This window comes from Paenibacillus agaridevorans (assembly GCF_018604145.1).
Taxonomy (GTDB): Bacteria; Bacillota; Bacilli; order Paenibacillales; family Paenibacillaceae; genus Pristimantibacillus; species Pristimantibacillus agaridevorans.
In genome coordinates this window covers 2,017,708-2,042,800 of record NZ_CP075889.1, presented here as the reverse complement: position 1 = coordinate 2,042,800, position 25,093 = coordinate 2,017,708, and the positions used below count along the sequence as shown (strand labels likewise).

At 47.2% G+C, this 25,093-nt stretch carries 20 protein-coding genes and 1 pseudogene; 3 read left to right on the top strand and 18 right to left on the bottom strand.

From position 1 onward, the window contains the following. Positions 1-4 precede the first annotated feature (4 nt). The gene (locus KJW29_RS08240) at positions 5-280 is read left to right on the top strand and encodes a hypothetical protein (RefSeq protein ID WP_214629394.1); all 276 of its coding nucleotides are present in this window, start codon (positions 5-7) and stop codon (positions 278-280) included. 109 nt (positions 281-389) lie between these two features. On the opposite strand, the pseudogene KJW29_RS08235 reads toward KJW29_RS08240, so the two are convergent. Then, positions 390-749, bottom strand: a pseudogene (locus KJW29_RS08235) (M20/M25/M40 family metallo-hydrolase); the annotation flags it as partial. A 168-nt stretch (positions 750-917) separates the two neighbouring features. On the opposite strand from KJW29_RS08235, the gene KJW29_RS08230 reads away from it, so the two are divergent. Beyond that, positions 918-1,076 carry an asparagine synthase gene (locus KJW29_RS08230; protein ID WP_087572097.1) on the top strand — a complete coding sequence of 53 codons (159 nt, stop codon included), beginning with the start codon at positions 918-920 and terminating at the stop codon, positions 1,074-1,076. A 137-nt stretch (positions 1,077-1,213) separates the two neighbouring features. Here KJW29_RS08230 and KJW29_RS08225 read toward each other — a convergent pair whose 3' ends face one another. The 15 genes from KJW29_RS08225 to KJW29_RS08155 all read right to left on the bottom strand — a co-directional run bounded on the left by KJW29_RS08225 (position 1,214) and on the right by KJW29_RS08155 (position 20,458). Then, complete coding sequence (locus KJW29_RS08225) at positions 1,214-2,377, bottom strand: Gfo/Idh/MocA family protein (RefSeq protein WP_214629393.1); 1,164 nt, start codon at positions 2,375-2,377, stop codon at positions 1,214-1,216. 20 nt (positions 2,378-2,397) lie between these two features. After that, entirely contained in the window at positions 2,398-3,228 is an 831-nt protein-coding gene (locus KJW29_RS08220; protein WP_214629392.1) for a carbohydrate ABC transporter permease, read from the bottom strand. A gap of 13 nt (positions 3,229-3,241) precedes the next feature. After that, positions 3,242-4,150 carry a carbohydrate ABC transporter permease gene (locus tag KJW29_RS08215; protein WP_214629391.1) on the bottom strand — a complete coding sequence of 303 codons (909 nt, stop codon included), beginning with the start codon at positions 4,148-4,150 and terminating at the stop codon, positions 3,242-3,244. A 75-nt stretch (positions 4,151-4,225) separates the two neighbouring features. After that, the gene (locus KJW29_RS08210; RefSeq protein WP_214629390.1) at positions 4,226-5,695 is read right to left on the bottom strand and encodes an extracellular solute-binding protein; all 1,470 of its coding nucleotides are present in this window, start codon (positions 5,693-5,695) and stop codon (positions 4,226-4,228) included. Positions 5,696-5,788: 93 nt separating this feature from the next. Beyond that, positions 5,789-8,143 carry an alpha-L-rhamnosidase-related protein gene (locus KJW29_RS08205; protein ID WP_246608819.1) on the bottom strand — a complete coding sequence of 785 codons (2,355 nt, stop codon included), beginning with the start codon at positions 8,141-8,143 and terminating at the stop codon, positions 5,789-5,791. A gap of 76 nt (positions 8,144-8,219) precedes the next feature. Continuing rightward, positions 8,220-9,227 (bottom strand): zinc-dependent alcohol dehydrogenase, encoded by a 1,008-nt coding sequence (locus KJW29_RS08200; protein ID WP_214629388.1) that lies wholly within the window; start codon positions 9,225-9,227, stop codon positions 8,220-8,222. Positions 9,228-9,547: 320 nt separating this feature from the next. After that, positions 9,548-10,426, bottom strand: coding sequence for a carbohydrate ABC transporter permease (locus KJW29_RS08195; protein WP_214629387.1), 879 nt, complete (start codon positions 10,424-10,426; stop codon positions 9,548-9,550). A 16-nt stretch (positions 10,427-10,442) separates the two neighbouring features. Continuing rightward, complete coding sequence (locus tag KJW29_RS08190) at positions 10,443-11,342, bottom strand: ABC transporter permease (RefSeq protein WP_214629386.1); 900 nt, start codon at positions 11,340-11,342, stop codon at positions 10,443-10,445. A gap of 86 nt (positions 11,343-11,428) precedes the next feature. Beyond that, positions 11,429-13,132: an extracellular solute-binding protein gene (locus tag KJW29_RS08185; RefSeq protein ID WP_214629385.1), complete on the bottom strand. Its 1,704-nt coding sequence runs from the start codon at positions 13,130-13,132 to the stop codon at positions 11,429-11,431. Between the two features lie 147 nt (positions 13,133-13,279). Next, positions 13,280-14,479: a Gfo/Idh/MocA family protein gene (locus KJW29_RS08180; RefSeq protein ID WP_246608639.1), complete on the bottom strand. Its 1,200-nt coding sequence runs from the start codon at positions 14,477-14,479 to the stop codon at positions 13,280-13,282. Positions 14,480-14,549: 70 nt separating this feature from the next. Next, complete coding sequence (locus KJW29_RS08175; RefSeq protein ID WP_214629384.1) at positions 14,550-15,569, bottom strand: SGNH/GDSL hydrolase family protein; 1,020 nt, start codon at positions 15,567-15,569, stop codon at positions 14,550-14,552. 128 nt (positions 15,570-15,697) lie between these two features. Continuing rightward, positions 15,698-17,365, bottom strand: a complete 1,668-nt coding sequence (locus KJW29_RS08170) for a response regulator transcription factor (RefSeq protein WP_214629383.1) — start codon at positions 17,363-17,365, stop codon at positions 15,698-15,700. Next, positions 17,362-18,891, bottom strand: coding sequence for a sensor histidine kinase (locus tag KJW29_RS08165; protein ID WP_214629382.1), 1,530 nt, complete (start codon positions 18,889-18,891; stop codon positions 17,362-17,364). The genes KJW29_RS08170 and KJW29_RS08165 overlap by 4 nt, the downstream gene beginning before the upstream one ends. A gap of 121 nt (positions 18,892-19,012) precedes the next feature. After that, complete coding sequence (locus KJW29_RS08160) at positions 19,013-20,179, bottom strand: alpha/beta hydrolase family protein (protein ID WP_214629381.1); 1,167 nt, start codon at positions 20,177-20,179, stop codon at positions 19,013-19,015. Between the two features lie 54 nt (positions 20,180-20,233). Next, positions 20,234-20,458 (bottom strand): twin-arginine translocase TatA/TatE family subunit, encoded by a 225-nt coding sequence (locus KJW29_RS08155; RefSeq protein WP_214629380.1) that lies wholly within the window; start codon positions 20,456-20,458, stop codon positions 20,234-20,236. Between the two features lie 124 nt (positions 20,459-20,582). Here KJW29_RS08155 and KJW29_RS08150 point away from each other — a divergent pair, with 124 nt between their 5' ends. After that, complete coding sequence (locus tag KJW29_RS08150; RefSeq protein ID WP_087572110.1) at positions 20,583-21,458, top strand: AraC family transcriptional regulator; 876 nt, start codon at positions 20,583-20,585, stop codon at positions 21,456-21,458. Between the two features lie 74 nt (positions 21,459-21,532). Here KJW29_RS08150 and KJW29_RS08145 read toward each other — a convergent pair whose 3' ends face one another. After that, positions 21,533-22,909, bottom strand: coding sequence for an ABC transporter substrate-binding protein (locus KJW29_RS08145; RefSeq protein ID WP_214629379.1), 1,377 nt, complete (start codon positions 22,907-22,909; stop codon positions 21,533-21,535). 26 nt (positions 22,910-22,935) lie between these two features. After that, a complete protein-coding gene (locus KJW29_RS08140; RefSeq protein ID WP_214629378.1) occupies positions 22,936-24,870 on the bottom strand; it encodes a hypothetical protein in 1,935 nt (644 codons plus the stop codon). Between the last annotated feature and the right edge of the window lie 223 nt (positions 24,871-25,093).

Here is a 25,093-nt window from a genome sequence, read left to right as displayed (position 1 = left end):
GAACATGGAAATATTGTTCGTCGTCATTATCGTATTCTTCATCGTCATCATGATTGCTGGATTGGGATCCAAAAGAAAGTCATATCATCGCGGCGCGCCTTCGGATGGCGGTCATTCGGGGTTTGCTTATAACGATGACTCCCACCGTCGCCCCCACGAAGACAACCAGACGGGTGGACATCACCATGATCATGGTGGAGGACATGGAAACGGAGATAGCGGAAGCAGCGACGGCGGAAGTGGTAGTGGAGGCGACGGCGGCGGAAGCGGCGGCGACTAAAGGACGCCTCCCTCCCACGCTTTTGCTTCAACCTTTCCCGCGAACGACTTGATTCCCCGCTATGAGGTCATGAATGTGGCGTTTGTCCTCGCGCAGCCCAACCATAAACAAGTAGAATAGCCGCTCCCACCAGCATGGCGGTGTGAGCGTCATGCCCGCAGAGATGCGCTTTGCCCTCCACCCTCGAACGGCATTCCGCTTGCTTCGCGTCCGGAATCGGCAGCGCATCCATATCCGCCCTAAGGAGGCACGTGGGTCCCGGCAGCTCGCCCCGCAACAGCCCGACGACTCCCGTACCGCCAACCTCCGTCCGCACGTCGAGTCCCAGACCGCGAAGATGCTCCGCAACGATACCGGAGGTACGAACCTCCTCATAACCTAATTCAGGATTCCGATGAAAGTCCCTTTTCCATTCGATCAACTGGTCGGCTAATTGTTTGGCCGACGCCAACAAAACATGTTCTTTCACATGAACACCCCCATTATTTGTATTGTAAAGAGCCGGCCCCGATTCCGCACTATGGCTGTCTTTTCTTTTATAGGTCGAAACGATACAATACTTGCATTTATTGAATAAGCTTGAAGCGTTAAGGGAAAATAAGGAGGTCTTGCCCATTAAACCAGAGGAGTGGTGGATATGCGAGAAGGAATGATTCCGGCCCTGTTAGGAACTGTCGTAACGGCTTCCGGAGCCGCTCTAGTGAAGAGGAACCATAAGCTGATCGGAACCGGCATTCTGGGATTTGGACTTGCTCATATCGTGCTCGGAGCCATCGATTTGGTCGAACACCGATAGGTGCGGCAAGACGACGGAGGATGCGTATGATCGCATCCTCCGTTTTTCCAGATCTTTGTTTTTGTTGTTTTTTGAATACCGGTCCGCGTAGTAGCCGCTTAAAATAACCTGGCCTCTCTTTCCCGTTCAGCCGAACATTAGTCCGGCCACCTGACCTGGCAGAAGGTTCCAGTCTCGGCGGACTCCTTAGCCTTCAGACACAATAAGGTGCTGTTCAAGCCATCCTCCAGCGTGGACAAGGACGTTTGAGTCTTCCCCTGCATGATCGAGATGAAATTTTCAAGCAACGTAGCGTCTCCCCCTCCATGGCCGACTGCCGTTGCCGCTTGATCGATCTCGTACGATTCGACTCTAGGCGTATGATGCATATATACCTGAATTCGATTCGTAGCCCAATCGAATTCGACCGTCCCTTTGTAACCGAGAAAACGTGCGCCTCTTGCGGCCGCTTTTTTTCTGACGAAAAAATTTTGCGAATAGGATACGTGCATGCCGGATTCATAAGCGATTAATGCACTGCCCGAATCCTCGTTGCCGGTATCCTCCGCGAAGCAACAGTAAGGTCCAAGCGGTTCCTCGAAAGCAAGTCTCCGAAGATTGTCCGGACTTTCCGGACATGTGCTCGTCTCTTCGCAGTCCTTGCATTGCATCCCCGCTCGCTTGTTCCCCTTGAAAATTTGCTTCGACGTCATCGCGCATACGGTTATTGGCTTCAAACCCAGAATATGATTGATATAATCGAAATCGTGCGTCGCTTTCTGTACGAATAATCCTTGCGTTTCAGTCTCGTCTCGGAACCATCCGTGATAATAAATATTGCCATAGTTCACGTTATTTACGGCTTGCACATGTTCCACCGTTCCGATTTTTCCGGAATCGATGATTTCCTTCACAAGCTGCACGTGATGAGTAACCCGCAGCGGGAACGACACGACCGTCTTGCCGCCGTATAAGGAATTCGCATCCCTTAGCATCACCAGGTCCTCCATCGTTGTTGCGACCGGTTTCTCCAGGTAAAGCGGTATCCCTCTGGGCAACACTTTTAAGGCCATTGGAGTATGAAGGGAACATCGCGTTCCGACGAAAATGCCATCGAATTCCCCTCCGTTCAGCATGTCATCTGCATTCTCGAAAAATGAAATCCCTGACATGTCGACCCCGTCGGCTTTCATTCGCTCGCGTATTTCTTGATGGCGAACGTCCGCTATCGCTGAAATTCTGCAATCGCTGTCCATCTCCTGCATCATACCCAGTAGTCTTTTGACTTGATGACCGTGCCCGACTACCCCTACTTTACTCATATTTTTTCCTCCTGATCCATTTAGCCCTTGACTCCGCCCATAGTTGCTCCTTCAATAATTCTTCTTTGAAATAACACGTATACGATAACGGTAGGTATGATCGTGATGACAAGACCCGCGAGCAGCGTTACCCAATCCGCCTTGAATTCCATCATAGCGTTGGCATTATACATGTTCACGCTTATCGGATACTTGTCTGGATCGCTGATGAGAATAAAGGGACCCAGGAAATCATTATATAAGCCCACAAACTTGAAGATGCCGATCGTGACGATGCCTGGCATCGACAGAGGCAATATGATTTTGCGGAAAACCTGAAATAACGTGGCCCCGTCGATAAACGCGCTTTCGTCCAGTTCCTTAGGCAAAGAGCGCATGAAGCTGCCGAGCAAGAGCAGTTCGAAGGCCCCGACAGGAAGACCCGCCAATAGCACCAATCCGTTCAGACTGTTGGTCAAATCCAGGGCGCGCATCAACGTATATTGGGATACAAGAATGTTGATGCCCGGCAAGAACAATGAAATCATGATGACGCTCCACAACAAGGATCTCAGCTTCCATTGGATTCGCGTGAAGGCGTAGGCGTTCACTGTGGAAACAAACAGACTAATAAGCAGACTCAGCCCCACATAATAAAGTGTGTTAATCACCGATTTGCCGATGCCGAGCTGCGTCCAAGCCTTCTCGTAATTGCCCCATTTCAGGTGCGATGGGAAGGCCCATATATCGGCAAAAAACTCTTGATTCGTTTTAAGAGATTGATACAAAATCCAGAATAAAGGAAGCAGGACGGTAAGCGCCCAAACGAACAACACCATTCGCCATAGCCATGAAGTGACCCTGATTCTCATAGAACCCCTCCTTTCAGTACTCGACGCTGTCTTTGGCGAAAAATTTGTCCACGACCAGCTTCAGACCGACGAGCAGGACGAAAATCATCATGCCGATCGTGGATGCGTAGCCGTAAAAATGCTGACCGAGGTTTAAGCCTCCGAAAGCAAGGTTGAACATATATAGGGAGATGACTTCCGTCGAGCCACCGGGACCTCCCTTGGTCATGATGAGCATATATTCGAAGCCTTTGATCACGGACAGAATCAGGAAGATCGTCCCGACCCGAATGACGCCGGACAACAAAGGAAGCGTAATCTTCGTAAACCGTTGCATATGCGTGATTCCGTCCAGAGTGGCGGACTCGTACAGTGATTTAGGGATACCTTGCATGGCATTCATGAATATAACGACGTAAAACCCGACGTAACACCATACGTATAACGGAATCATGGAGAGCAGCGCCGTACTTTTACTGCCTAGCCAGTTATGTTCCCCACCTAGGCCGAACACCTGAAGCAATCCGTTCAGCAAACCGAAAGTACCGTCGTAGATGAACGACCAAATGAGCGCGATGACGACTAGAGACAGCACGTTCGGGAAAAAATAAAGGACTTTATAAAACGAATTTTCCCCGAAGGTACGGTTGACGAGAAGATCGGCTAGTACCAACGAAATCGTAAGAGTAATGGGAATGACCGTAACGAGCAAAATCAGATTGTGCTGCAAAGCCCGCGCGATGAACGGGTCCTGGAACAACCGGATATAATTGTCCCATCCAATGAACGTTTTGACGCCTATGCCGTCCCAATCCAAGAAAGAATAGAAGATGGAGAGGGCATTCGGATAGAGTGTGAATAACACATAGGCTGCAAACGCCGGAGCCACGACAATGAAAAGAAATATCGCTTTTTGAAACCGTGCGCTTTTCAAGAAATGCATAGCGGTCTTCTCTCCTCGCATATCACGGTCGAAAGGCAGTCCGGATGACTTCCTTTCGACCGTTTATTATTCCGTCTATTCTTTGTTTTGGGCTTCTTTGTCGTTCTTAACGGCGTTCTGCAACAGCTTCTCCGCGTCTTGTAAGAACGGCTCAGGTTGTTCCTGCCCCGTCAACACAAGAGCCATATTGTCTACGATAACCTTTAGCGATGCCGCATAATCGGGATGAGTGAGCTCGATCTTGCGATTCTTCAGTTCGAGCACGACCTGATTCTCCTTCATATACGTGGCGATCGATTTCTGCAGCGGCTTCATATTGTCCGCCCGCGTCGGAACGTCTAAGTAATCCTTGCGCAGCGGAAGCGCGCCACCCTTCTCGACCAGCTCTTGCTGGACTTCGTTCGACATGAGCGAGAGAAGGAACTGCTTCGCCCATTTTTTGTTCAATTCCGGCTTGGCCGCCCAAATTTCGAAAGAGTAACTCAATCCGTTATTCATATAAATCGGCCCGTCCGGATTATTCGTGAACGGTACCGCCATGTATCCCCATTGGAAGTCGTCCGGAGCGGATTCCTTCATCTCATTCTCGATCCAATCGCCCGAAGGTACCATGGCCGCTTTATGTTGAAGAACGAGCATTTGCGACTGCGTGTGATTCATGCCTACGCTTTTTTTGCTGATATACCCCTTCTTGCCCATGTCGTAGAGTCGTTTGTACACTTCGATATTTTCCGGAGAAGTATTCTGCGGACCATTGAAATACTCAAAATCATTGCGGAATTGATTGTTTTCGTTTTCTTCCGCAATTTCGAATATTTTTGTATCGAAAGCAAACTGCGCGTAATTGTACAAGCCGGCATACACGATCGGATCAATGCCTTTGCTTTTGATCGCTTCGCAAAGTTGGATAAACTCGTCATACGTCTTAGGACTCTTGTTCCAGCCATTCTCATCGAACAGCTTCTGGTCGAAGAACATGCCGCCAATGTAGTTCGCAATCGGGAATACCCAGGCATTATCTTTATAATATTTCTCCGGATCGTTGAAGCCCGGAACGATCAGATCGTTCAGCTTCTGGCCTGGCGCGTCGTCCGGCGACATCTCGAAAATACCGGTTACCGGCTCCAACTTGTTGGCATTGACGTATTCCGTCCAGGTGTCGCTGTAGAACAAATCGAACATATCGTCGTCGTTGCCTGCCGCTGCCTTGGTCGAGACGAGGTCGCCGATCTTCGGAGAAGCCGTAATATCGAATTTTACGTTTGGATATTTTTCAGTGAAGAGCTTTACGGCATAATCGAACCATTCTCTTCCATAACCCGATTCAAGCAATCCAACCTTTAACGTCACTTCTTCATTTTTAGGCAGCCCGTTCTCGTAATTGTCAGCTTCTTCTGATGATTGTTCGCCTGTCGCGGGTGTCGTGGATCCGGGAGCCAGGTTGCTAGCGCCTTCCTTCGTATCGGCAGCATTCGAGCATCCGGCAGCAAACAAGACCATGCAGAGTATGAGCGCTAAAGAACTCCATGTCATTTTTTTATTCATCGTTAGACCCTCCCAGGTTTCTACTTGTATTTTCAATAAATCGAAAGACCGGTCAGCCAAGCGCCGTCATCATCTTTCAACCGCTGATCGGCTTTACATCCTCCTATGAAGCGGAAGTCCAGTTAAATTCTCGACTACCACCTTGTAGTCCGGTGGGGCGTCGATTTGATATTCCACTCGTCCGTCAACCTTTGACCATTCTAAGCAAACCGCATCGTCCCCTAGAGGAAGCACCCCCTCGCAATAGGAAATTTCCAGATCGCAGAACCTTAGTGTAATGGTTTGCGCGATCGGGTCGATTCTGTAGATGCCTAACACGTCGCGAATCAAGCTGTGTACGACATGGGAAGCGAATCCGTGATTGCAGCTGGCATAATCCCCGTCGTTCTCCCAGAGCGTCCCGGTTCGCTCAACCATGTAATGGAGGTAGTCTGCGGATTCGTCAACCGCCTGCCGCACATATCCGTACCTTGCCAGCAATTCGAGACGTAAATAATTCCCGATAAAGGCATTCGCTTCATGAACGTCTGGATATGTGTTCGTCTGAATTCTCGACGGCCCAAACCGGGTTAACAGCGTATTCCAAAGTTCGGGACTGCTGTCGGGGTCGGCCGTTCCGAAATAGAACGCGTAATACTGACAAATTTCGCTCCTATTACGAGTAAGAACGAGGCTGCCGTTCAGCCGCACGGCATTGTCGATGAAAAATTCTCCATCATAGGACTGCCCTCGGATCACCTCATGCACCTTCTCGGCTTCATGCAACAGATCAGGCAGTTGGTATAATCGACCCGCGGCAGCCAGCGAAGCTGCATAAAGCATATTGGTTGGATAATTGACGTCCTGCACGAAATCGTTTGCCTTTGACCATTCCAGGAATACCCAACTTTCAAGACTCTCCAGCAGCCCGTCTTCGTTCTTGAACCGTTCGAAGTAGTCGAACAATTCAAGGATTCTCGGCTTCAACGCATCGATCAACTGCCTGTCTCCGCTCCGTTCCAGATATTCCTCCAGTTCTATAACGAACCATAGCGTCCAATTCGGAATAAATACGCCGTCGTTATGATCCGCTGGATAACACATCGGAAGCATGCCGTCGGGCAAATGCGGGAAACGATCGGGCAAGAGGTAATTCTCGAAGAAGGCTCGCTCCACCTTCGTCTCCCCCATCAAGTTGAACGCAGCTCGTCCCATGAAGAAGCTGTCGCAAAGCCATCCTGCGCGTTCCCTTGAGGGACAATCCATGAACAGATCCACCACGTTCTGGCGGAATGTTTCCCTTCCTGCTTCAAAGATAGCGTTAAGCCGTTCATCGTCAGATTGAAACCGCGCCTTGCCGGCATCGGCGTTTGCATATTCCCTCATGTATATTCCCGAAACCTCGCATTCCCCTTCGGCTGCGATCCACTTCATATAGCGAAGTGTATACGGCTCGAACGTTTCCAGCCTGTAGGTTCCGGGTTCAAGCTCATACCGCAGAGCATTGACGCAGCCGAAACGCAAATGATCCACATCGTCTTCCCGCAGAACTTCGTCGAATGTCACGTACAGCAAGGTCCTACGGCTGCAACGAACGGTACCGCCAATAAACCCGGTCCGGTTGATTCCCATATCCAGAATTCCGAACTCGTGTGTAGCGAGCAACAAAGAATCTTCTTGCTCATGCGGTTGCTGAACGATTTGTTTGCTACGGACCGGCAGATCGGCCAATTCATCCGACAAAATGAAGGTCAGATCTTTTATTTCGAAGCCTCCATACTGAGGGCCTACGCCTGTCAAAGAACGATCGCGCCAATAATCTCCTTGCAATTTCCGGTGAATCACTTCTCCCCTCGCATATACCTTAAGCGGATAACGCTGGGTGAATTCAGCCATGGGGACGCCTCTAGAAATTAACGTCTTTGCGACCGTCTCCACACAGGCAACCCGGTTGAAGGAAATACTCCCATCCACTCTCCAGCGGTCAAAGCCAGGTTGGAGCGAATAAGCTTCGACGAACGTTCTTTGAAAGCTGAATCGCTGCACCTTCTGTACGCGTTCCTTTAAGATCGTCGCCTCGAAACCGCCATCGCTTCCCGTCGCCAGAACGGTTTCCATGCCTGCTTGAACCTCCGCCTGCAGGAAAGATGGCTGATCGAGTACGTAATAGCTGTTGATATTATAGCCGGCCACCTCAATGGCAATGAGGTTATCGCCCTCCTTCGCGTATTTGCTCAAGTCCCATACATCGACTCGATAATGCCCATGGGGTCCGCGTGCAGGTCCGTGCCCAATGAAATTGCCGTTTATATAACATCGATAGAGGGTTGATGCGGCAATATGCAACGTCAAATTTGATTCCTTCCGCGTAGTTACTACACCTCTGAATCCGGCGGTAATATTTTTTTCCTTCTCCAATTCCTTCGGCCAAATGGGTCTTGCCGATCTAAAATGCTCGATATTCGCCATTCTAGTCACCTTGTGCCTCCTCCAACCTCTTGATAAGAGACCTTTAGTCTGCCTGTAAAAACGACGCCATTGCCCTTCATTCGCGTGCTTCCATGCCGGCGGCCGCTATGGATTGCCCTGGATGATCGCCAGTCGATAGAAAGTCGGTCTGTGGGCAGAAGAACGCTTTAATTGCTTCTTGTTGGTTCAACAATTCTATGGCTTGATCATAATCCGCGAATGACGAATGATGAGTCTGAAGGCATTCGGTATTAAGACCCTTATTCATGACAAGATCGATTAACAGTTGATGATCCCTTGGACCTACGGGCCTGTATTTGTACGATTCCAGCTTTGTACCCCGTGCCCACAAGTCTTCCGAATAAGTAATATCTCCGCGCAGCACTCCGAAGATGACAACATGCTCATTCACATGCGACAGTACATTCTGAACGGAAGAGGCCGCGCCCACGCAGTCGTAACCGAGCTCGAATCGTTGATTCTGCAATTCGTTCGCATGCATGACCGTTCCAAGTCCTAAATTTCGAACATATTGAATTCTGCTCTCGTTGACGTCGATCCCGACAACCTGTGAAGCCCCCCACAGACGAGCCACCTGAACGGCAAGAATGCCGGCAGGGCCGAGACCCGATACCAGAAGCGACTTTCCTTTAAGATCGCCTAGCTGCATTAATCCGATGACCACACATTTCAACAGCTCGAACGAAACCGCCTGCTTAAACGTTATGCTGTCAGGAAGCTTAATCAGTTCCTCCTCACGGAAAGCGGCGTACTCCGCATAGGCTCCTTTAGGGACGATATGCTCTAGAGCCGCGACACGATCCCCAACGGCGAAGCGGTATACACCGGACCCTACGGCCTTAACGACGCCTGCCATCTCATGCCCCGGAAAACCAATAGGCAGCGGATACTCCGGTGATTCGGCATAATTAAACATATCTCGACCAGCCATCATGTTGATGTCCCAGCGCGGGCAAGTCGATACCATCTGTATTTCGACCAGTACTTGATGATCCTGAAGATCGGGCAATTCGGCATCCACGATTCGGAATTGTCCGGCTCCGATGATTTGTAACGCTTTCATTGTTGTTCCTCCCAGCATATATTCGGCTAAATGCCTCTAGCTTAGTTTTATTGTACTTGGGTAACAAAGCCGCGTCTTTGCAGAGTTTATTGTTATGCTTCGTATGACTTGACCATCATTGGGGCATTCGAACGGCGTTTGCGATAAGACGTTTGCACTATACTGACTTTCGCTTCGACTTTCATCGACTAAACGGCTAACTGTCCCAAATAAAAAACCGTCAGAGATAAGTTCGCTCCCTGACGGTTTTCTAAATAAGGGGACTTCATTTTCCCTATGATATTGAGATGCATTCATTCAGCGGAGCTGCCAATCCTTGTCTAGCCTTTCACGCTACCTACGACAATTCCCTTTATAAAGAACCGCTGCAGGAATGGGTACACCAGCAAGATCGGCAACATACCGACGAAGATTTGCGCCGTCTTCACATTTCGAGTCGTCACATTCATCATTTGCGATACATCATGTAATTTGGACATGTCGGGTTGAGTAATGATCGTCTGCAAGAAGGTCTGCAACGGATAATTCTCCGGACGGTTCAGATAAAGCAGACCATCGAACCACGCATTCCAATGTCCTACCATTGCAAACAGGGAAATCGTGGCTATCGAGGGCAGCGAAAGCGGCATATAGATCTTGAATAGGATCGTCCAATGACCTGCGCCGTCAACGAATGCCGACTCCTCCAGTTCCCTCGGCAAACCGCGAAAAAAATTGAGCATGAGAACGATAAAATAAACGGATACGGCTCCGGGTAAAATAAGCGCCCATAGGCTATCGATCAAACCATATGCTTTGATCGTCATATAATTCGGTACGAGTCCCCCACCTATGAACATCGTCATCATAAAATACCAAACGTAGACGCTCCTAGCTGGAAAATGGGTGCTTTCTTTGGACAGCGGATAGGCGACAAGAACGCAAAGCAATACATTGATCAAGGTTCCGAGAACGGTTCTTTGCAAGGAAATCCAGAACGCAGAGCCAAATTTGGAATCGCCTAAAATATAAGAATAGGCATCCAAATTGAAATCGACCGGCCACAGCTTAACAAGCCCCCCGTTGACTGCTGCCGAATCGCTGAAGGAGATCGCCCAAATATGAATAAACGGCAGCAAACAAAATAAAGATAACGCGATCATGAAGGAATAGTTTGCTGCATGAAATAGTTTGCGCGATAGGGAGTTTGGTTCTACCATAATCCTGGTCCTTTCTTCAGAAGATGCGGTAGTTGGCAATTTTATATACCAATCGATATGAGATGATGATCAGCACCATGCTGATGACGGATTTGAACAAATTAACAGCCGTCGAGACGCCATATTGAAAATCCTGAAACCCGATTCGATACACCATCGTGTCGATAATGTCGCCAGAGCGATATACCTGTGGACTGTATAACATAAAAACTTGTTCGAAACCTGCGTTAAGTACATTGCCAAGGCTAAGCAGCGCAAGAAGCACCACGATCGGACCAATCCCCGGCAAAGTAATATGCAAAGTTTGTTTCCAGCGATTGGCTCCGTCGATATAAGCAGCCTCATAAAGCGACGGATTGATGGAAGTTAGCGCAGCTAAATAAATAATTGTCGAAAAGCCAAATTCCTTCCAAATGTCAGACGCGATCAGGGTAATGGGAAACCAGCTGTTGCTGCCTAGAAAGAAAATAGGCTCAATTCCAAACACCCCAAGCAACTGATTCACTATTCCGCCATTCGTTGAAAGAACATCTACGAGTATACCGCCCAATATGACCCAGGAAAGAAAGTGAGGCATATAGATGAGCGTTTGCACAGTTCGGACAACCTTTATGTTGCGCATTTCATTAAGCAACAATGCGGCCATTATGGCTGCAATTTGCCCCAAAACAATTTTCGACATTGCTATAATTACGGTGTTTTTGACTACATCGTAAATATCCGGCATGTTGATCATGTACACAAAGTTGGCAAATCCCACCCATTCGGATCCAAAAAGGCCCCGGTTCGGGATAAACTTCTGAAAAGCCATCGCAATTCCGCCCATCGGAATATAGGCGAATAAGAAAATAAGGATCACGCCAGGTATAATCATGAGATGAAGAGGCAGATTGCGCTTCCAACGATTGCTTTTCATTTCATCGTTTCCTTCCTGCAAAGTATAAGGGGGATCAAATATCCCCCCCTAACATGACATCCAGCACATCGGCGCACGGATGTGGATTAATTCATTTCGTTGACTTCCTTTGTGATTTGCTCCCCGCCCTGCCTGTTCCAATCCTGAACAAATTTATCAAACTCTTCGATGCCTACATCCCCCATAATAATTCTAGTCATCATGGTAATTTCCATCTTGTTCAAAGTAGACATCTTCTCGCTCATCGTTGGCGTTGTCGGGACGTTCAACGCATTATTTACATATAAATGATTGTCCAAATACGAAGCTACGACTTCCAAGGCGCTATGACCTGCTCCGAATATACGATCCGTCAACCATCCCCCGACGTCTTTAGGATTTTCACGGTAGGCTTTGATCGATTCGATTTTAATTTGCGAGTCTTCTGAGATCGTTGACGTATCGCCGTCCTTGAGTGCCTGAATCACTTCGTTGTATATATTCAGATGAATAAGCGGAGGCGAGAAAGACAATATCGCATAAGGGTAATAAGCAACGCCGGTCTCGGCATTCTGTCCAAGACTCCGATCAACATCCACATACTGAGTATGCACCCAATAATTTGCCAGCTTTACGGCAGCCTCCGGGTTTTTGTAACCTTTCTTGACCACAAAGAACGAGCTCGCTGTCGATCCAAGATAGGCATTCGCCGGTGTCCCGTCGACCGATGGCAATGGATAGGCATTCCAAACCGCACCGTCCACGTTAAGAATCGTATCCTTGTTCGCATAGATAGGAGAGGCGAAGTCTCCGTAGAACATACCCGTTTTGCCGGCGTTCAGCGACTCAAATACCTTCGTCGAATCTTGTACGCCGAACTCTTTGTCTATCAGCCCTTCCTTGTACATCTGATTCAGCATCTGCAGGGCCGGCTTCATCTCCGGAAGGATGCTTCCATATACAACTTTGCCGCTTGAATCTTGAATCCATGAGCCGGGGTAAGCGCCGAACCCTTGGAATAATCCGTCCACGCCAGGTGCGTTCCACATGCTCGTGATATCCTTGTTAACGCTTAAACCATACGTATCCTTTTTGTTGTTTCCATCAGGATCATCATTCGTGAATGCCCGCGCAATCTGTAATACTTCTTCTGTAGTCTGAGGCGGCTGCAATTTCAATTTATCCAGCCAATCCTGGCGAATCCATAACATCTTAAGCGTTCCGATCGCCGGTGTCAGTGCCGGTATGGCATACATCTTGCCATCGAAGCTTGATGAATGGATAGCCTGATTGTTATCCTGACCCATAATTTCCTTGAGGTCTTCGCTTGCATACTTCTCGTAAATCTCCGTTAAATCCTCGATCATACCGGCCTCTACAAGCGTCTTAAGCTGAATTGCGTTGACGTTCAAGAGATCCGGAATATCATTGGAGGAAATCGATACGTTTAATTTGCTTTGAAAGGCCTCGCCGCTTGGCACGGTCCACATATTGCTGACTTTAATACCCAAGTCACGTAAGTAAGCGTCATACCAGATGTTATCGTCGATCGTGTTCTCATCGTCGAAAGTCAACCATTCTGTCGATCGCACTACGGACAGGTCGATGGGCGGATCGTATTTGCCCAACGGATCGATTGTTTCATCTGCAGCCGAGCTTTCACCATTAACTGGGTTATTCTGCCCAGTCGCTGGAGGTGAAACGGATTCTCCATTGGACGACGTATTATTCGTCGAACAGGCGCTTAAGGTTAACGTTACGGCGAGCAAAGCAACCATTCCTGTTAAAACATGTCTTCTACCCTTTGACAATTGAATACCCCCAGGCATGTTATGTTATTTATGCGTCCGGTAAACGCCGGGTTATGATCAGTGGCCACCATCATAAAATCTGTCCCGTTATTCATAATTGTAAGCGTTGTCTCAACTTCCAACAACGCTATTCGATTGTCAAAGTTCTCATTTATTGCTCACTTCCAACGCATTTGCAACTAACCGTTCATCAGGCCATGCAATCTGCTGGAAGGTGCCCGTCACCGCGGATTCCTTCGCTTTCAGACAGATCAATGCGCTCGATAATCCCGCCTCTAGCGGGGCGACAGATTCCATGGTTTCTCCCCTCATAATGGCTGCAAAGTTGTCCATAAGTACCGAATCCCCGCCGCCATGGCCACCTGCGAATGCAGCCGTATCAATGGTATACGTCTCGACACGAGGCGTATGATGCATAAACAGCTTCACCTCATTCGAGGTCCAATCAAATTCCACCGTGCCTTTGTAGCCCATGAATCGCGCTCCGCGCCTGGCAGCTTGCTTGCGAATAAAGAAGTTCTGCGAATAGCTGACATGCATGCCGGATTCATATTGAACCAGAGCACTGCCCGAATCCTCATTGCCGGTATCGATCGCGAACCCGCAATATTCCCCATGTCGACCTTCGCCAGAACGCAGCAAGTTTTGCGGACTCTCGGGGCAAGTCACCTGTTCTTCGCAATCGACACATTTCAACCCTGCAGGTTTATTACCCTTGAAAATTTGCTTCGATTTCATCGCGCATACTTGGATAGGCTTCAGACCCAACACATCATTGATGTAGTCAAAATCATGAGTCGCTTTCTGGAGAAACAACCCTTGCGTCTCAAGCTCATCCCTGTACCAATGATGGAAATAGATAGATCCATACGAAACGTTGTTGACGGCCTGAACATGTTCAACCGTACCGATTTTGCCCGATGCGATAATTTCCTTGACAAGCTGCGTATGATATGTAACGCGCAGTGGAAAGGAAACGACGACCGGACTATTCATTCTCCGATGCGCATCCCGTAGACGCATCAAATCATCTATCGATGTGGCAACAGGTTTCTCCAGATAAAGAGGAATCCCTCTGTCCATCACCTTTAACGCCATCTTTGCATGCTGCGAACAGCGGGTGCCGATGAATACGCCATCGTATTCTCCTTGCTGCAACATCTCGTCGGCATCGTCGAAGAAACGAATCGCCGAGCAGTCAGTCCCTGCTTCGAGCATCGACTGCCGGATAGCCGAGCTCCGCATATCCGCGATCGCAGCGATGCGGCATTCGGGATGCCTTTCCTGTAAAATTCCGATTAATCTGCTCACCTGATTGCCATAACCAATTACAGCGATTCTTATCACATGCTCGTCCCCCTCATATTTAGAAAACTGGCGTTGTTGAAGTGCGGATCGTTTATTCTGACTTTGAATCCTAGCGACTATTTGAAGGTACAGCTGGAATCAGTGGAACGAAAGCTTCATAATAAATGCGATGCCCATAATCATTTGGATGATTGATATTGTTGAGCAGCAGACTTTCATGCGTCTTACCGGCACGCAGCTCTTCGTTCCATAACCGATGTACATCTGCAACCGCAACGTTGCATTCCTTGCCAATCCGTTTGAGGATATCCGCATAGATCGCTAAATCTCCGCTGGTATGCTTCCACAGCGGATTCGATTCACACGGCGTAACCAATATGATGTCTGCCCCCGTTGCTTCCTGGATACGAGTAACCATCTGCCGAATATTTCGTTCGAATTCACCTGGAGGAACTCCATTCCTGATCTGCTCGCTCATCGTGCACTGATCGTTCATCCCATATCCGATACTGACAATATCAGGTCGAGGCGCGATCACGTCATCTTCAAACCTCTTTAATCCGTCCACGCTGGTTTCGCCGCCGATCGCACGATTGACAACCTCAAGTTCTGTCCCCTCGAAACGATTTCTCAGTTCGCCAGCAAACAAATGATAGAACGCATATTCATCGCGGCTCGCATCGCCGCCTGCGCTTATACTGTCACCGAAAACAACAAAACGAATGCCTTCGCCCGCCGCTATTTTTGTTCGAACCCGCCGCAGTTGTTCGCCCGCCGCATCCGCGCAATCCGCTTGCGCTTCCTCGGCCTCCTCGATATATTCATAATCCACGTAAACAGTGAACTTTCGGTTGCTGCAATCCGCGTAATCCCGATGGTCAAAACTTTCCTTGCCATATACGACATGACCACGCCAATCTGGAATGGAACTATTCTCCGTTCGTGCAATCGTCCCGGCTTCATAATTAATCACGAAGTTTTCCTGTTCCATATAGGTCACATCTTTCGGATGATCCGACCCTTGACCGGTACTGACGCTTAAACAACGAACCACATTTCCATGGCGAAGCTTCTGCGGCGTTTGCCCAACGAATACAACACTCTCACCTTTACACATTTTGTTCGACATCCTTTTGACCCTCCTCAAGTAGAAAAATAACAAACATTGGGCATCCAAGCTTGTTATTATTGTAATATGGCAATATGGCCGCAACTACGGCAATCCCTTGCACTCTTTATAATTTATTGCCGAGAATCCTATGACTGATAGCTTTGCTTATACTCCTTGGGTGACATCCCCAGGCTGTTCCTGAAGAAAGTCGTGAAGTAGGGTACATTCTCAAAGCCTAATTCGGCAGCTACATCCTTGATTTTGATGTCGTCCTGCAACAGCAATTCCTTTGCGCGATTCAGCTTTTGCTCTTTGATTTTCTGATAGATTGGATATCCTCTTTGAGAATGATACAGTCTGGATAAGTAGAATTTGCTTAGATGTACATGATCAGCGAGCTGCTGCAAAGTTAGATTCCGACTTAAATTTTGGATAATGTAGTTGTCGACCTTCTCTGCGATCTCCTGCTTTTGCTCCTTGGCGTCATCTCCGACGATTAGAAATAATATTTCAGCAAGCCGCACACAGTAGTCCGCGAATGACTGCCAATCTGTATGTTTGTTGAAGTTGGTTAAATAGGTTAAGTCCAGTTTCATTCCGACTTCGGTTGTCATTTGCCGGGAGTTCATATAGGAAAGATATAGGCCGGCCAACGTGATGAATATTTCCGATTGCCTTTCGAACGTCAGAAATACGGATTTCCGAATCGTCTCGAAAAAACTGCGCAATTCGTTCATGAAGGCCAGGAACTCACCTGCTTCAAGCAATCCTCTTAACGCAAGCAGCTGCTTCTTTATCTCCTGAGACTGCAACTGGATATCCTGGTAGCGGGACATAGCTTCTCCCGCGTGCTCCACCTGCATAATTTCGCTCTTCAATCCGATGGCTCGATCCAGCAGTTCCCCCATCTTTCGATTCACATCGCCAATTTGCAGCCATTTGACTTCATGGCCGGATATTACAAATGAACACGACAGCCCCATTCGCTCTTGAATGACGGACTGCACTCGTTCCAGCTCTTCGCTTAAATACCAGTGAAGTTGCGACAAATCATCGGTTACGCTGTCATGATCCATCCTCTTCACTTGGAGCAGCCATACCAGATGTCGAGAACCGTTATAGGGAACAATGCTGCATTGAGGTTGGAGCATGGATACCATCAGTTCCATGATCATCTCCCGCTGCCGCATCTTCTCGATCTCGGTATATGTTAGCGGCCATTGATCGACTTTTCCATTCAACAGAATGAAACATCGATTTACGCTCAGCGAAGCCTGTACATACGCTTCTTCCTTGTCAGCCAGCTGTTGCGGCGTCAACGGCTTCTCCAGAAGCTCCTTCAGCAATTCGTCGTTCAACATACGCTGAGCTTGTTTCAACCTCATCCCGATCTGCTTTTCCTGTTCCTTCAATCGACGTTCCTCTTCAATAATCCCGCATAGCTTGCGCACGGCTTCGATCACGGTCTCGTCGTCCACAGGCTTAAGTAAATAATCGAAGGCTTCTTGGTGCAGAGCGGTCTGCAAGTATGTGTAGTCGGAATATCCTGAGAGAAACAACGTTTTCAGTTCCGGAAATCGGCTCTTGATCATTGCGGACAAATCCAAGCCGTTCATGCCGGGCATCATGACATCCGTCATAAGAATGTCGATTCCTTGCGCCTCCGTCTTTTCGATTATGTTGATCAAATCGAGTGCTTCATCGGCCGAGTAAGCTTTCCATACTTTTAGCGGCAAATTCTCCTGCCCTTCTAACAAGCGATGCAAGCTATCCACGATAATCGATTCATCATCAACCAGCATGAATTGAATCATGATATCGCTCCTTCCCAATAGATCGTAATAACATTCGTCAAACCACCATACTCGTTGCTTTGCAATTGAAGTCCGCTTGCCGGTCCGAATAGGATCACCAGCCGTTTATGCACATTAATTAAGGCATGGCTAGTATCGCACTGTCCCGCATGAATCTTTTTTTGCAGCTCGGCGATATATTCCGCTCCCCCTCCTATCCCGTTGTCCGCCACATGGAGTTCCATGTAATTCCCATAGTCCTTACAGATAATTCGAACCCATCCCTCTTTGACAGTATGTTTGTGGCCATGCTCAACCGCATTCTCGATCAACGGTTGAATGAACAATCTCGGTACTTTCCGATGAAAAATCGAGTCTGCCTGATCCGCATCATCCGGTAATTCCCATTGGAAAGATATTCGATTTCCGAAGCGCATTTGTTGTATCGATGCATAGCTGCTTGCATGTTTGATTTCTTTATCCAATGTGATAAGGTCGTCGTGATTATTCTGCGTAATATATTTAAAGTAATCTCCCAGATGTCTCGACAGGTGGGAGACGCCTTGAAAGTCTTTATCCTGCGACATTCGATATAGAATATATAAACTATTGTACAGAAAGTGCGGGTTGATCTGAGATTGCAACTGCCTAAGCTCTGCCAATTGCCTGTAAATCGTTTGTTCATAGACTTCGTGAACGAGAACCTTAAGCTTCCCTACCATGCTATTAAATCTGGTATATAGAAACTCGAACTCATCCTTCTTGCGATACTGGAGATTCAAGTTGAAATTACCATTCTCAACCATCCTGAAAGCTTGAACGAGCTTCCTTAACGGTTGATGAATAAACTTGATCAACAAATAGGAAAACGAAACGATGACGATCAATGCCAAACCCCACAACATGTAATTCCATACTGTAAACTTGCGAAGCGGCTGTAGCAACTGATCTTGCCGATCATAGACGATCAGCGACCAGTTCGTGAAGGAAAGGGGCTTCGCGATCGAAATTAAAGTCGGATCATTTCCCAATTCTTCGCGAACAAAGGAGTTCCCCTCTATGGAGGGGAACTGATAGCTGCTTACAGTATCCACGATCAAGGATCTTTCCCCTAAGCTGGTGCCGATCATCGATGGAGAAAGCTCGACCACGATCAAATATTGCGTTTTTGTTCCAGCCGGATAACCGCTTAATAAGTAATAATGTTGACCGTCCTTCTTCACATTCGAGGTACCTGAGGCGAGATCCTTATATCGTTCATATTCACCAGTGTTCAGATTCGTTAATACAGAAGTAGAGGACAGACGTTTTTGGAAATTCGGCATCAATACGAACACTTCGGATATATAACGGCTGGATGAAGCTAACGCGGATATTTTAGAATACACATCGTTGATCAGCTTGATCTTTTCGTAATCTCGAAGCGAGTCGGAACGTATGCTTAAATCCTGAAGATCGGAATCATTATTGAACTGCATCTGCAGCTGAACGATACGATTCAACTCCGCATCCAGGGAGCTGGCCAAATAATCGACCTTTTGTTGCATGACTGCTGTTATTTGCTGGCGTATAATATCGACGCCGGATCGATGAATGAAAGCATTGATAATAAAAAAAGGGACAAGGATCAAGATGAATCCCAACAGCGTTTTGAAAAAGATTCCGCGCTTAAAAGTGTACATTTCCATCAGTTTCAACGAGATCGGAACTGGTCTTTAATCCATTCGAATCTTCGATAACGAAACAGTATGCAGTAGAATGATCCGGAATAGAACAAATCAATTTCATTTCGCGAGCTTCAAACTTAGCTGGCATAAGATCCCAATTTCTTGAAGTATACGGCCCGGATTCGGTTGTATAAAGAAGATGTACGCTCTGTACAGTGCGGTTCCCTTCATAATACGCCCAAGCCTCAGTTCCCGATTGGCCGGATGAAGTCGCCCGTAAAAGCGGGGGTTCATCCTTCACGAACGAATCCGCATAGACGAAGAACTCTTGGGTCGACCAAGGCCTGTTATAATCATGCTCCCAATTGGGGAGAAGTCTGAGCGTTCGCGTTCCTTTAGCCTCCCGATATGTCTTCTGCCAGCCATTCAAATAAAAGGCTGGGTCATTCGTGCCGGTTGCCCAAAGCATCGGAAGCTCGGATTGCCCTATGTATTGGCTTACGTCGAAAGCGGCGTTCCATCTTTGCTGATGTTCTATATTCATCCCCCGCAAAATTTCTTGCCAGCAAGACCCTTCCATGTAATATCCCGCAGCGTAGACAGGCATGGCAAAAGCCAACCTAGACTCGATCCCCGCGACGATTTCCGTGACGTAACCTCCCCATGAACTCCCCATCATTCCGATACAGGCAGGATCGACATTACACTGATTAGCCAAAAAACTGACGGCTCGTACGGCCGCCGCCACGGCATGGTAGCTCCACATGTCCGTTAATTTGCTCCCGGATTTGGAAATATCGTGAAACATGGTGTCGTCGGTCATGTCTGGACCGCCTTCCGGCATCCTTGTTTCATCGGCGCCTCTGCCAGTTAGATCCATTGCAATCGCCGCATAACCGCGCTCTGCCCACTGCTCCGCCCACTCGGAGAATGCCTTGCCTCCTCCGCCGTGTACAAGAACGACTCCCGGAACAAGATTATCTCTTGCGCGGTTAGGAACAGCATAATAAGCGAACACTTTTGTCGCTTTCCCTTCATAAATCTCGTTGTTATAACAAAACTGACGCACTATAAACCCGGGATGCTCCTCCGTCACCCCCCATGTGATCTCCGGCGTTTGCATTAACCGATCAACATCCCATGGGCCGGTATATCCATCTTTTTTCATCCATAACGCTCCTTGCTTCTTTTTATTTTTCAAATGGGATCATGACAATTTCACTTAATCCGGCAATCGCCGTTCTGCTTTCAACTGCTCCTGTTGTTCCAGGGAAACGTCTACACGGCTTGCCTGCTTCTGATCGTCCAACAATTCGTTGGCGCCTTTCTTGAATTCGCGCATCGTGCGCCCGAACGCTTTGGCCAGTTCAGGAAGTTTATTCGGCCCGAAGAACAACAACGAGATCAACGCAAGCAATACAATACCGGAAACACCAATACCAGCCATCTTATAACCTCCACTTCTTGAATAGCGAGTGTTCCTTTGAATCTTAAATTTGGTAGTAGCTACTTGAAGACTCGCATGGTATAATTTCGAACAAATTCAACAACCACTCTAGGGAGATGATTAAGTGCACATCCGTATGTACAATTTCGTCAGCGACCTTAGCATTTCCGCTCATCATGTACAGGCTCCCGAATTTTCTCCGCTACTTATCCACCCGGATCACCATGAGATGCTATATATAATTGAAGGAAAAGTGCAGCTAAACAGTATTGATCATAGGTATGAAGTTACAGGCCCAGCTTTAATTCTAATTCCACTTAATACGTTTCATCAGTTGATACATATATCCAAGCAATACAGCTATGCTTATTGGGAGCTTAAGGATAATGCACATGCGTCGTTTCCACAGCCGCACCAATGTATGATCTGGAATAATCTTCAGTGCTCATCAGTCCAAAAGCCCCCCCTAATTGACAATCTATTTCAGCGCATGAATGCACTGGTTGCATTGCTGAGCGCCGACTGGGTACAGCAACATCCGGATATCATTCATGAAATGGCGCATTCTGATCTAGCAACCATATTGTCTTTAACCCGACATGTGCTGAGTTCTTATGATAAACTCGGTGACAATATACCCGCTCCGACTAACAAGCGGATCGCTTCTACCAAAGAAACCGTTGAAATGCTAGTCCGTTGGATGGAAGAAAGCTACTGGGATAACATCACCCTGCAAACTCTCGCCGAAAGAGTCCATTTTAATTCTTCCTATTTAGTTCGAATGTTTAGAAGGTATCAAGGGGAAACCCCTTTTCAATTTCTAAACCGATTGCGAATGAAAGCTGCGATAAGCTACCTGGCCAACAGCAATTTGACTGTGGAAGAAATTTCTTATACGATCGGATACCAAAGCATTCATTATTTTAGCCGATTATTTAAACAAACGTATGGCAAAAGCCCCTCCCAATGGCGAATAGAGCATAAAATCCCCTCATCATGACAGGAACCGAGCATCAAAAAGCAGCTCTTGCACCGCAGCATATAAAGGCGATGCAAGAGCTGAAATCCATTCGCCTACCAGCCCATTTCTTTTCTCAGCTTCATTGTGCTTTCATTAAATTTATCTACACGGGAAACAAGGGATGTAATATCGAATTCTTTGTACATGCTTTCAAACAATGCCGCATCAATGTTTTGGAATTCATCAAAGTCTGGAATGGTCGGTCCCGGCAAGTAACAGCACATTTCTTTGGTCATTTTGATAACTTCGGTGTTCTTTCCTTTCCATGTCGGAGTCCGGTCAATTTCATCATCAATATCAGGATGAATGACAAATGTATTGGAGCCATTTTTCACATTCCACTTCTGTGCCTCTAGTTCAAATTGGAAGCTGATCCATTTAAACGCTGCGTCCTTATTCTTGGATGCACTTAGCATCGCGATCGGTCCAAGAAGCTGGACAGTTACCTGTTTCTCTTTGCCTCTTGGCAACGGCAACACATCCCAGTCGAAAGTGGCCAGCTCATTGTAGCCTGGAATAACCCAATCTGCGCCTAGCGTAAACAATACCTTTCCGGTTAGGAAGTTATTCGCTTTCTCCCAACCAAGCTTTTCTGCTTCTTCATCGCTAGGCCGAACATGCCACTTAGTCGTTAACTCTTGCAACCACTTCATATCGGCCAACACATCAGGCGTGTTCAATAAATTTTGAGACAATTCCTCATTGAAGAACCGCAAATTAGGTGCATGACCGTTAGCAACAGGCAAAATCCAATTAAAATGAGAAGCCATCAAGGAGTCATAGGAAATGCCATATTCATTTGCAGCAGGATCTGTAGCCTTCTTGGCCATTTCCAGCATATCGTCATAAGTCCAGTCATAGGGAGGCATTTCCATGCCATGTTTTTTGAGCAAATCTTTATTGACAACAATCCATTCCGATATCGCGGTATACGGAACCGCCCAAAGCTTGTCATCCGGTGTTTTAAATGCCTCCAGAAAGCCATCTATAATCTTTGCATTTTGTATGGTGGGGTCATTCGCAATATAGGGAGTCAGATCTTCCAACATGCCGTCCTTCAGCCAAGGACTCAACCCTGTTATCCACACTAAATCCGCGGGTTCGCCGGCCGCCTGCATGGCTATAGCTTTATCAATGCCCCACTCCTCCACTTCGATTGTAATCCATGGATACTTTTCATGAAACATATCAAATAATTCTTGATGAGCCCCTACATGCCAAGCCAGCAATTTCAAAGTGACCGGCTCGTGCTCTTCTTCCTCTTTGGGAGGATCAACATCAACTTCTTCTTGATTCGTTTGTCCGGTTTGTTCAGTTTCTTTAGGATTTGCGTTATTTATATTGGAATCTGTTTTCGAACAGGCCGTCATAACCATTAGACATACTAACGCTACCGTCAGTAACTGGCAAATCAAAACCTTCCTCTTCATACTTAACACCCCTTTTGAATAGTGGATTAATAACTTGCTGCCACCAAATTGCCGCCATTGTCGATCGTCACTTTATAACGGTTGCCATTGGGCGCCCTGAGAATAATACCTTCTCCTGCTACATCAAGCGACCTATTTAATTCATTAATCAATGAATTCCGGTAATGATTGTCTACTCTCGTGTACATCTCCATCCCTGTAACAAAGGTGGATCCCGCCTCAGCCGTTATTTTAATCCTCCCATAAGCAGCGTCTGGCGGAATATTTACATGGACCATGAAATCCGACCAGCCCGCAGTCATGTCATCTGTTCCGATCAATCTAGTTTCTAATGTGGAAGAAGCTGTACCATCGGCTTTTGACCAGACGATTCGGATGCCTGCTTGCCCAGAACCATTACTAATTCTCGCTTTTGCCTGAAAGACTGCCTCTGCATTGGCAGCCAAAGTAAAAGGCTTCGAAAGAATATATGCCTCACCTGATGCACAAACCTCGATAGAACTGCTATACCCCTCGGGAAGATCGGAATTCGATTTGCAAAAGTATGTTCCAAAGCCATGCACATTCGTCCAGATCCAGCCCGATTTTTCATCCGTATTATGCGTTGTAGCCATATTCTCTCCAGTTGTGTCTACGGAGGAGAGAAGATTAGCATATTCTCGCTTGTCATGAATCGTATATCGTTTCAATTGATTACCCTGCGTATAAGTAAAGTGGGAATCGGTCACAAAAATCCGGCTTCTTTCCTTAGGTATGGCAATCTTCTGCGGATTCCAATCCCCGAAATCGCACCCACCAATGCTGACGTGGTAATGCGGCGCCCCGTTCAAACCAGAAATCATATAATTGGTAAGATAACCGCCTACGCCAGCGCTTCTGATCATTCTAATATGATTGAGGCGTAAGGAACCTTCTGCATTGGCAGCGATTTCAAACATAGGCAACCCGGAATCGCCCCCCATAAATCCGCCGTGAACGCCATCAATCGATACATCGCCCTCGGCCACTACCCATGTACAAGGCATTTCCATCACGCAGTTCGTTATGATAATGTTTTTCCCCTTGATCCCGCAGCCTTCCAAATCTATCACTTTCAGAAGCTCACTATCTTCCACGGAAACCTGACCAATTTTACAATAAATCAAATAAGATTCTGCTTTTTGAAAAGGATTGCCTTCCATCAGCGACCACTCTCGCTCATGGCAGTCCAGCGTGCTCCCTGAAATTTTCAAAAATCCGTTGGGTTGGTTGCTGATTAGGCAGTTCTGTGTGCCTCTTGTGACATACCCATACAAATAATTTTCACTTTGCGAAGTATCATATGGGTTGGGATCGTCAAGCCAGGCTCCATACTGAATGCCAACCAGGATGTTTCGAATAAACAAGCCGAATATATTTACATAACCAGAATGCGCATGGCCAGGTCGCGAATACCAATGAATGGCTGCTTTGTAGTTGGTATTAAATTGGCCTTCAATTTTAAGATTATGCAAATGCAAATAAATGCCGGTTATTTTCAAGATCGCATCTTTATCGGACTCCGAATGGCTGCCTTGCGAAATTCCGATCAGAAAATACCCGTTAAAATCAATCGTTTGCACATCCCCCTTCATTTCTACGGATCTAACATAGTAATTCCGAGTAAAAATTACGGTTTTGCCAGAATCAAATGCCGCCTGTACAGCTTCCGTATCATCAGGACCAGTGCCCACCTTGTAAAAATCGGGCGTTACGGCACGACCGCCAAATTCAGAATCAATACGGTCGAAATTCCCATTGACATCATTAGGTGTCAGCGGATCTGATTGATTCAGCTTTAAATAGGTTGACGTCGATAACGAAGTACCAGATGACAAAGGTATACAACCACCCGCCATAAAAACCAATCCCCCCGCTCCAAGCGCGGTCAGCAACTTTCGTCTGCTGATGACCTTGCTTGTTTGTCCCTCTTCATTATTCATGCGCGCATCCTCCTTAATGTTTGTTCGGTTTAATAACTTACGCCCCCTCTCCTTTATACCTTTAGTCTACAGAGAGAGCCTGGCAACGTCTTTGCAAATCCTATTGTTTTTATACGCTCACTTCTCTACTGAAAACCCCTTCCGTAAGAAAGCGTTTGCATTTTATTGACTTCCTTTTCCTTTTTACATACATTTTTCCTCGCTTCAACGTCCTTATCCGCCT

Bases quoted from the DNA above. Each gene is read 5' to 3' on its own strand.
- KJW29_RS08240 (WP_214629394.1), top strand. From the start codon at position 5: ATGGAAATATTGTTCGTCGTCATTATCGTATTCTTCATCGTCATCATG.
- KJW29_RS08230 (WP_087572097.1), top strand. From the start codon at position 918: ATGCGAGAAGGAATGATTCCGGCCCTGTTAGGAACTGTCGTAACGGCT.
- KJW29_RS08225 (WP_214629393.1), bottom strand. From the start codon at position 2,377: ATGAGTAAAGTAGGGGTAGTCGGGCACGGTCATCAAGTCAAAAGACTA.
- KJW29_RS08220 (WP_214629392.1), bottom strand. From the start codon at position 3,228: ATGAGAATCAGGGTCACTTCATGGCTATGGCGAATGGTGTTGTTCGTT.
- KJW29_RS08215 (WP_214629391.1), bottom strand. From the start codon at position 4,150: ATGCATTTCTTGAAAAGCGCACGGTTTCAAAAAGCGATATTTCTTTTC.
- KJW29_RS08210 (WP_214629390.1), bottom strand. From the start codon at position 5,695: ATGAATAAAAAAATGACATGGAGTTCTTTAGCGCTCATACTCTGCATG.
- KJW29_RS08205 (WP_246608819.1), bottom strand. From the start codon at position 8,143: ATGGCGAATATCGAGCATTTTAGATCGGCAAGACCCATTTGGCCGAAG.
- KJW29_RS08200 (WP_214629388.1), bottom strand. From the start codon at position 9,227: ATGAAAGCGTTACAAATCATCGGAGCCGGACAATTCCGAATCGTGGAT.
- KJW29_RS08195 (WP_214629387.1), bottom strand. From the start codon at position 10,426: ATGGTAGAACCAAACTCCCTATCGCGCAAACTATTTCATGCAGCAAAC.
- KJW29_RS08190 (WP_214629386.1), bottom strand. From the start codon at position 11,342: ATGAAAAGCAATCGTTGGAAGCGCAATCTGCCTCTTCATCTCATGATT.
- KJW29_RS08175 (WP_214629384.1), bottom strand. From the start codon at position 15,569: ATGTCGAACAAAATGTGTAAAGGTGAGAGTGTTGTATTCGTTGGGCAA.
- KJW29_RS08170 (WP_214629383.1), bottom strand. From the start codon at position 17,365: ATGATTCAATTCATGCTGGTTGATGATGAATCGATTATCGTGGATAGC.
- KJW29_RS08165 (WP_214629382.1), bottom strand. From the start codon at position 18,891: ATGCAACAAAAGGTCGATTATTTGGCCAGCTCCCTGGATGCGGAGTTG.
- KJW29_RS08160 (WP_214629381.1), bottom strand. From the start codon at position 20,179: ATGAAAAAAGATGGATATACCGGCCCATGGGATGTTGATCGGTTAATG.
- KJW29_RS08155 (WP_214629380.1), bottom strand. From the start codon at position 20,458: ATGGCTGGTATTGGTGTTTCCGGTATTGTATTGCTTGCGTTGATCTCG.
- KJW29_RS08145 (WP_214629379.1), bottom strand. From the start codon at position 22,909: ATGAAGAGGAAGGTTTTGATTTGCCAGTTACTGACGGTAGCGTTAGTA.
- KJW29_RS08140 (WP_214629378.1), bottom strand. From the start codon at position 24,870: ATGAATAATGAAGAGGGACAAACAAGCAAGGTCATCAGCAGACGAAAG.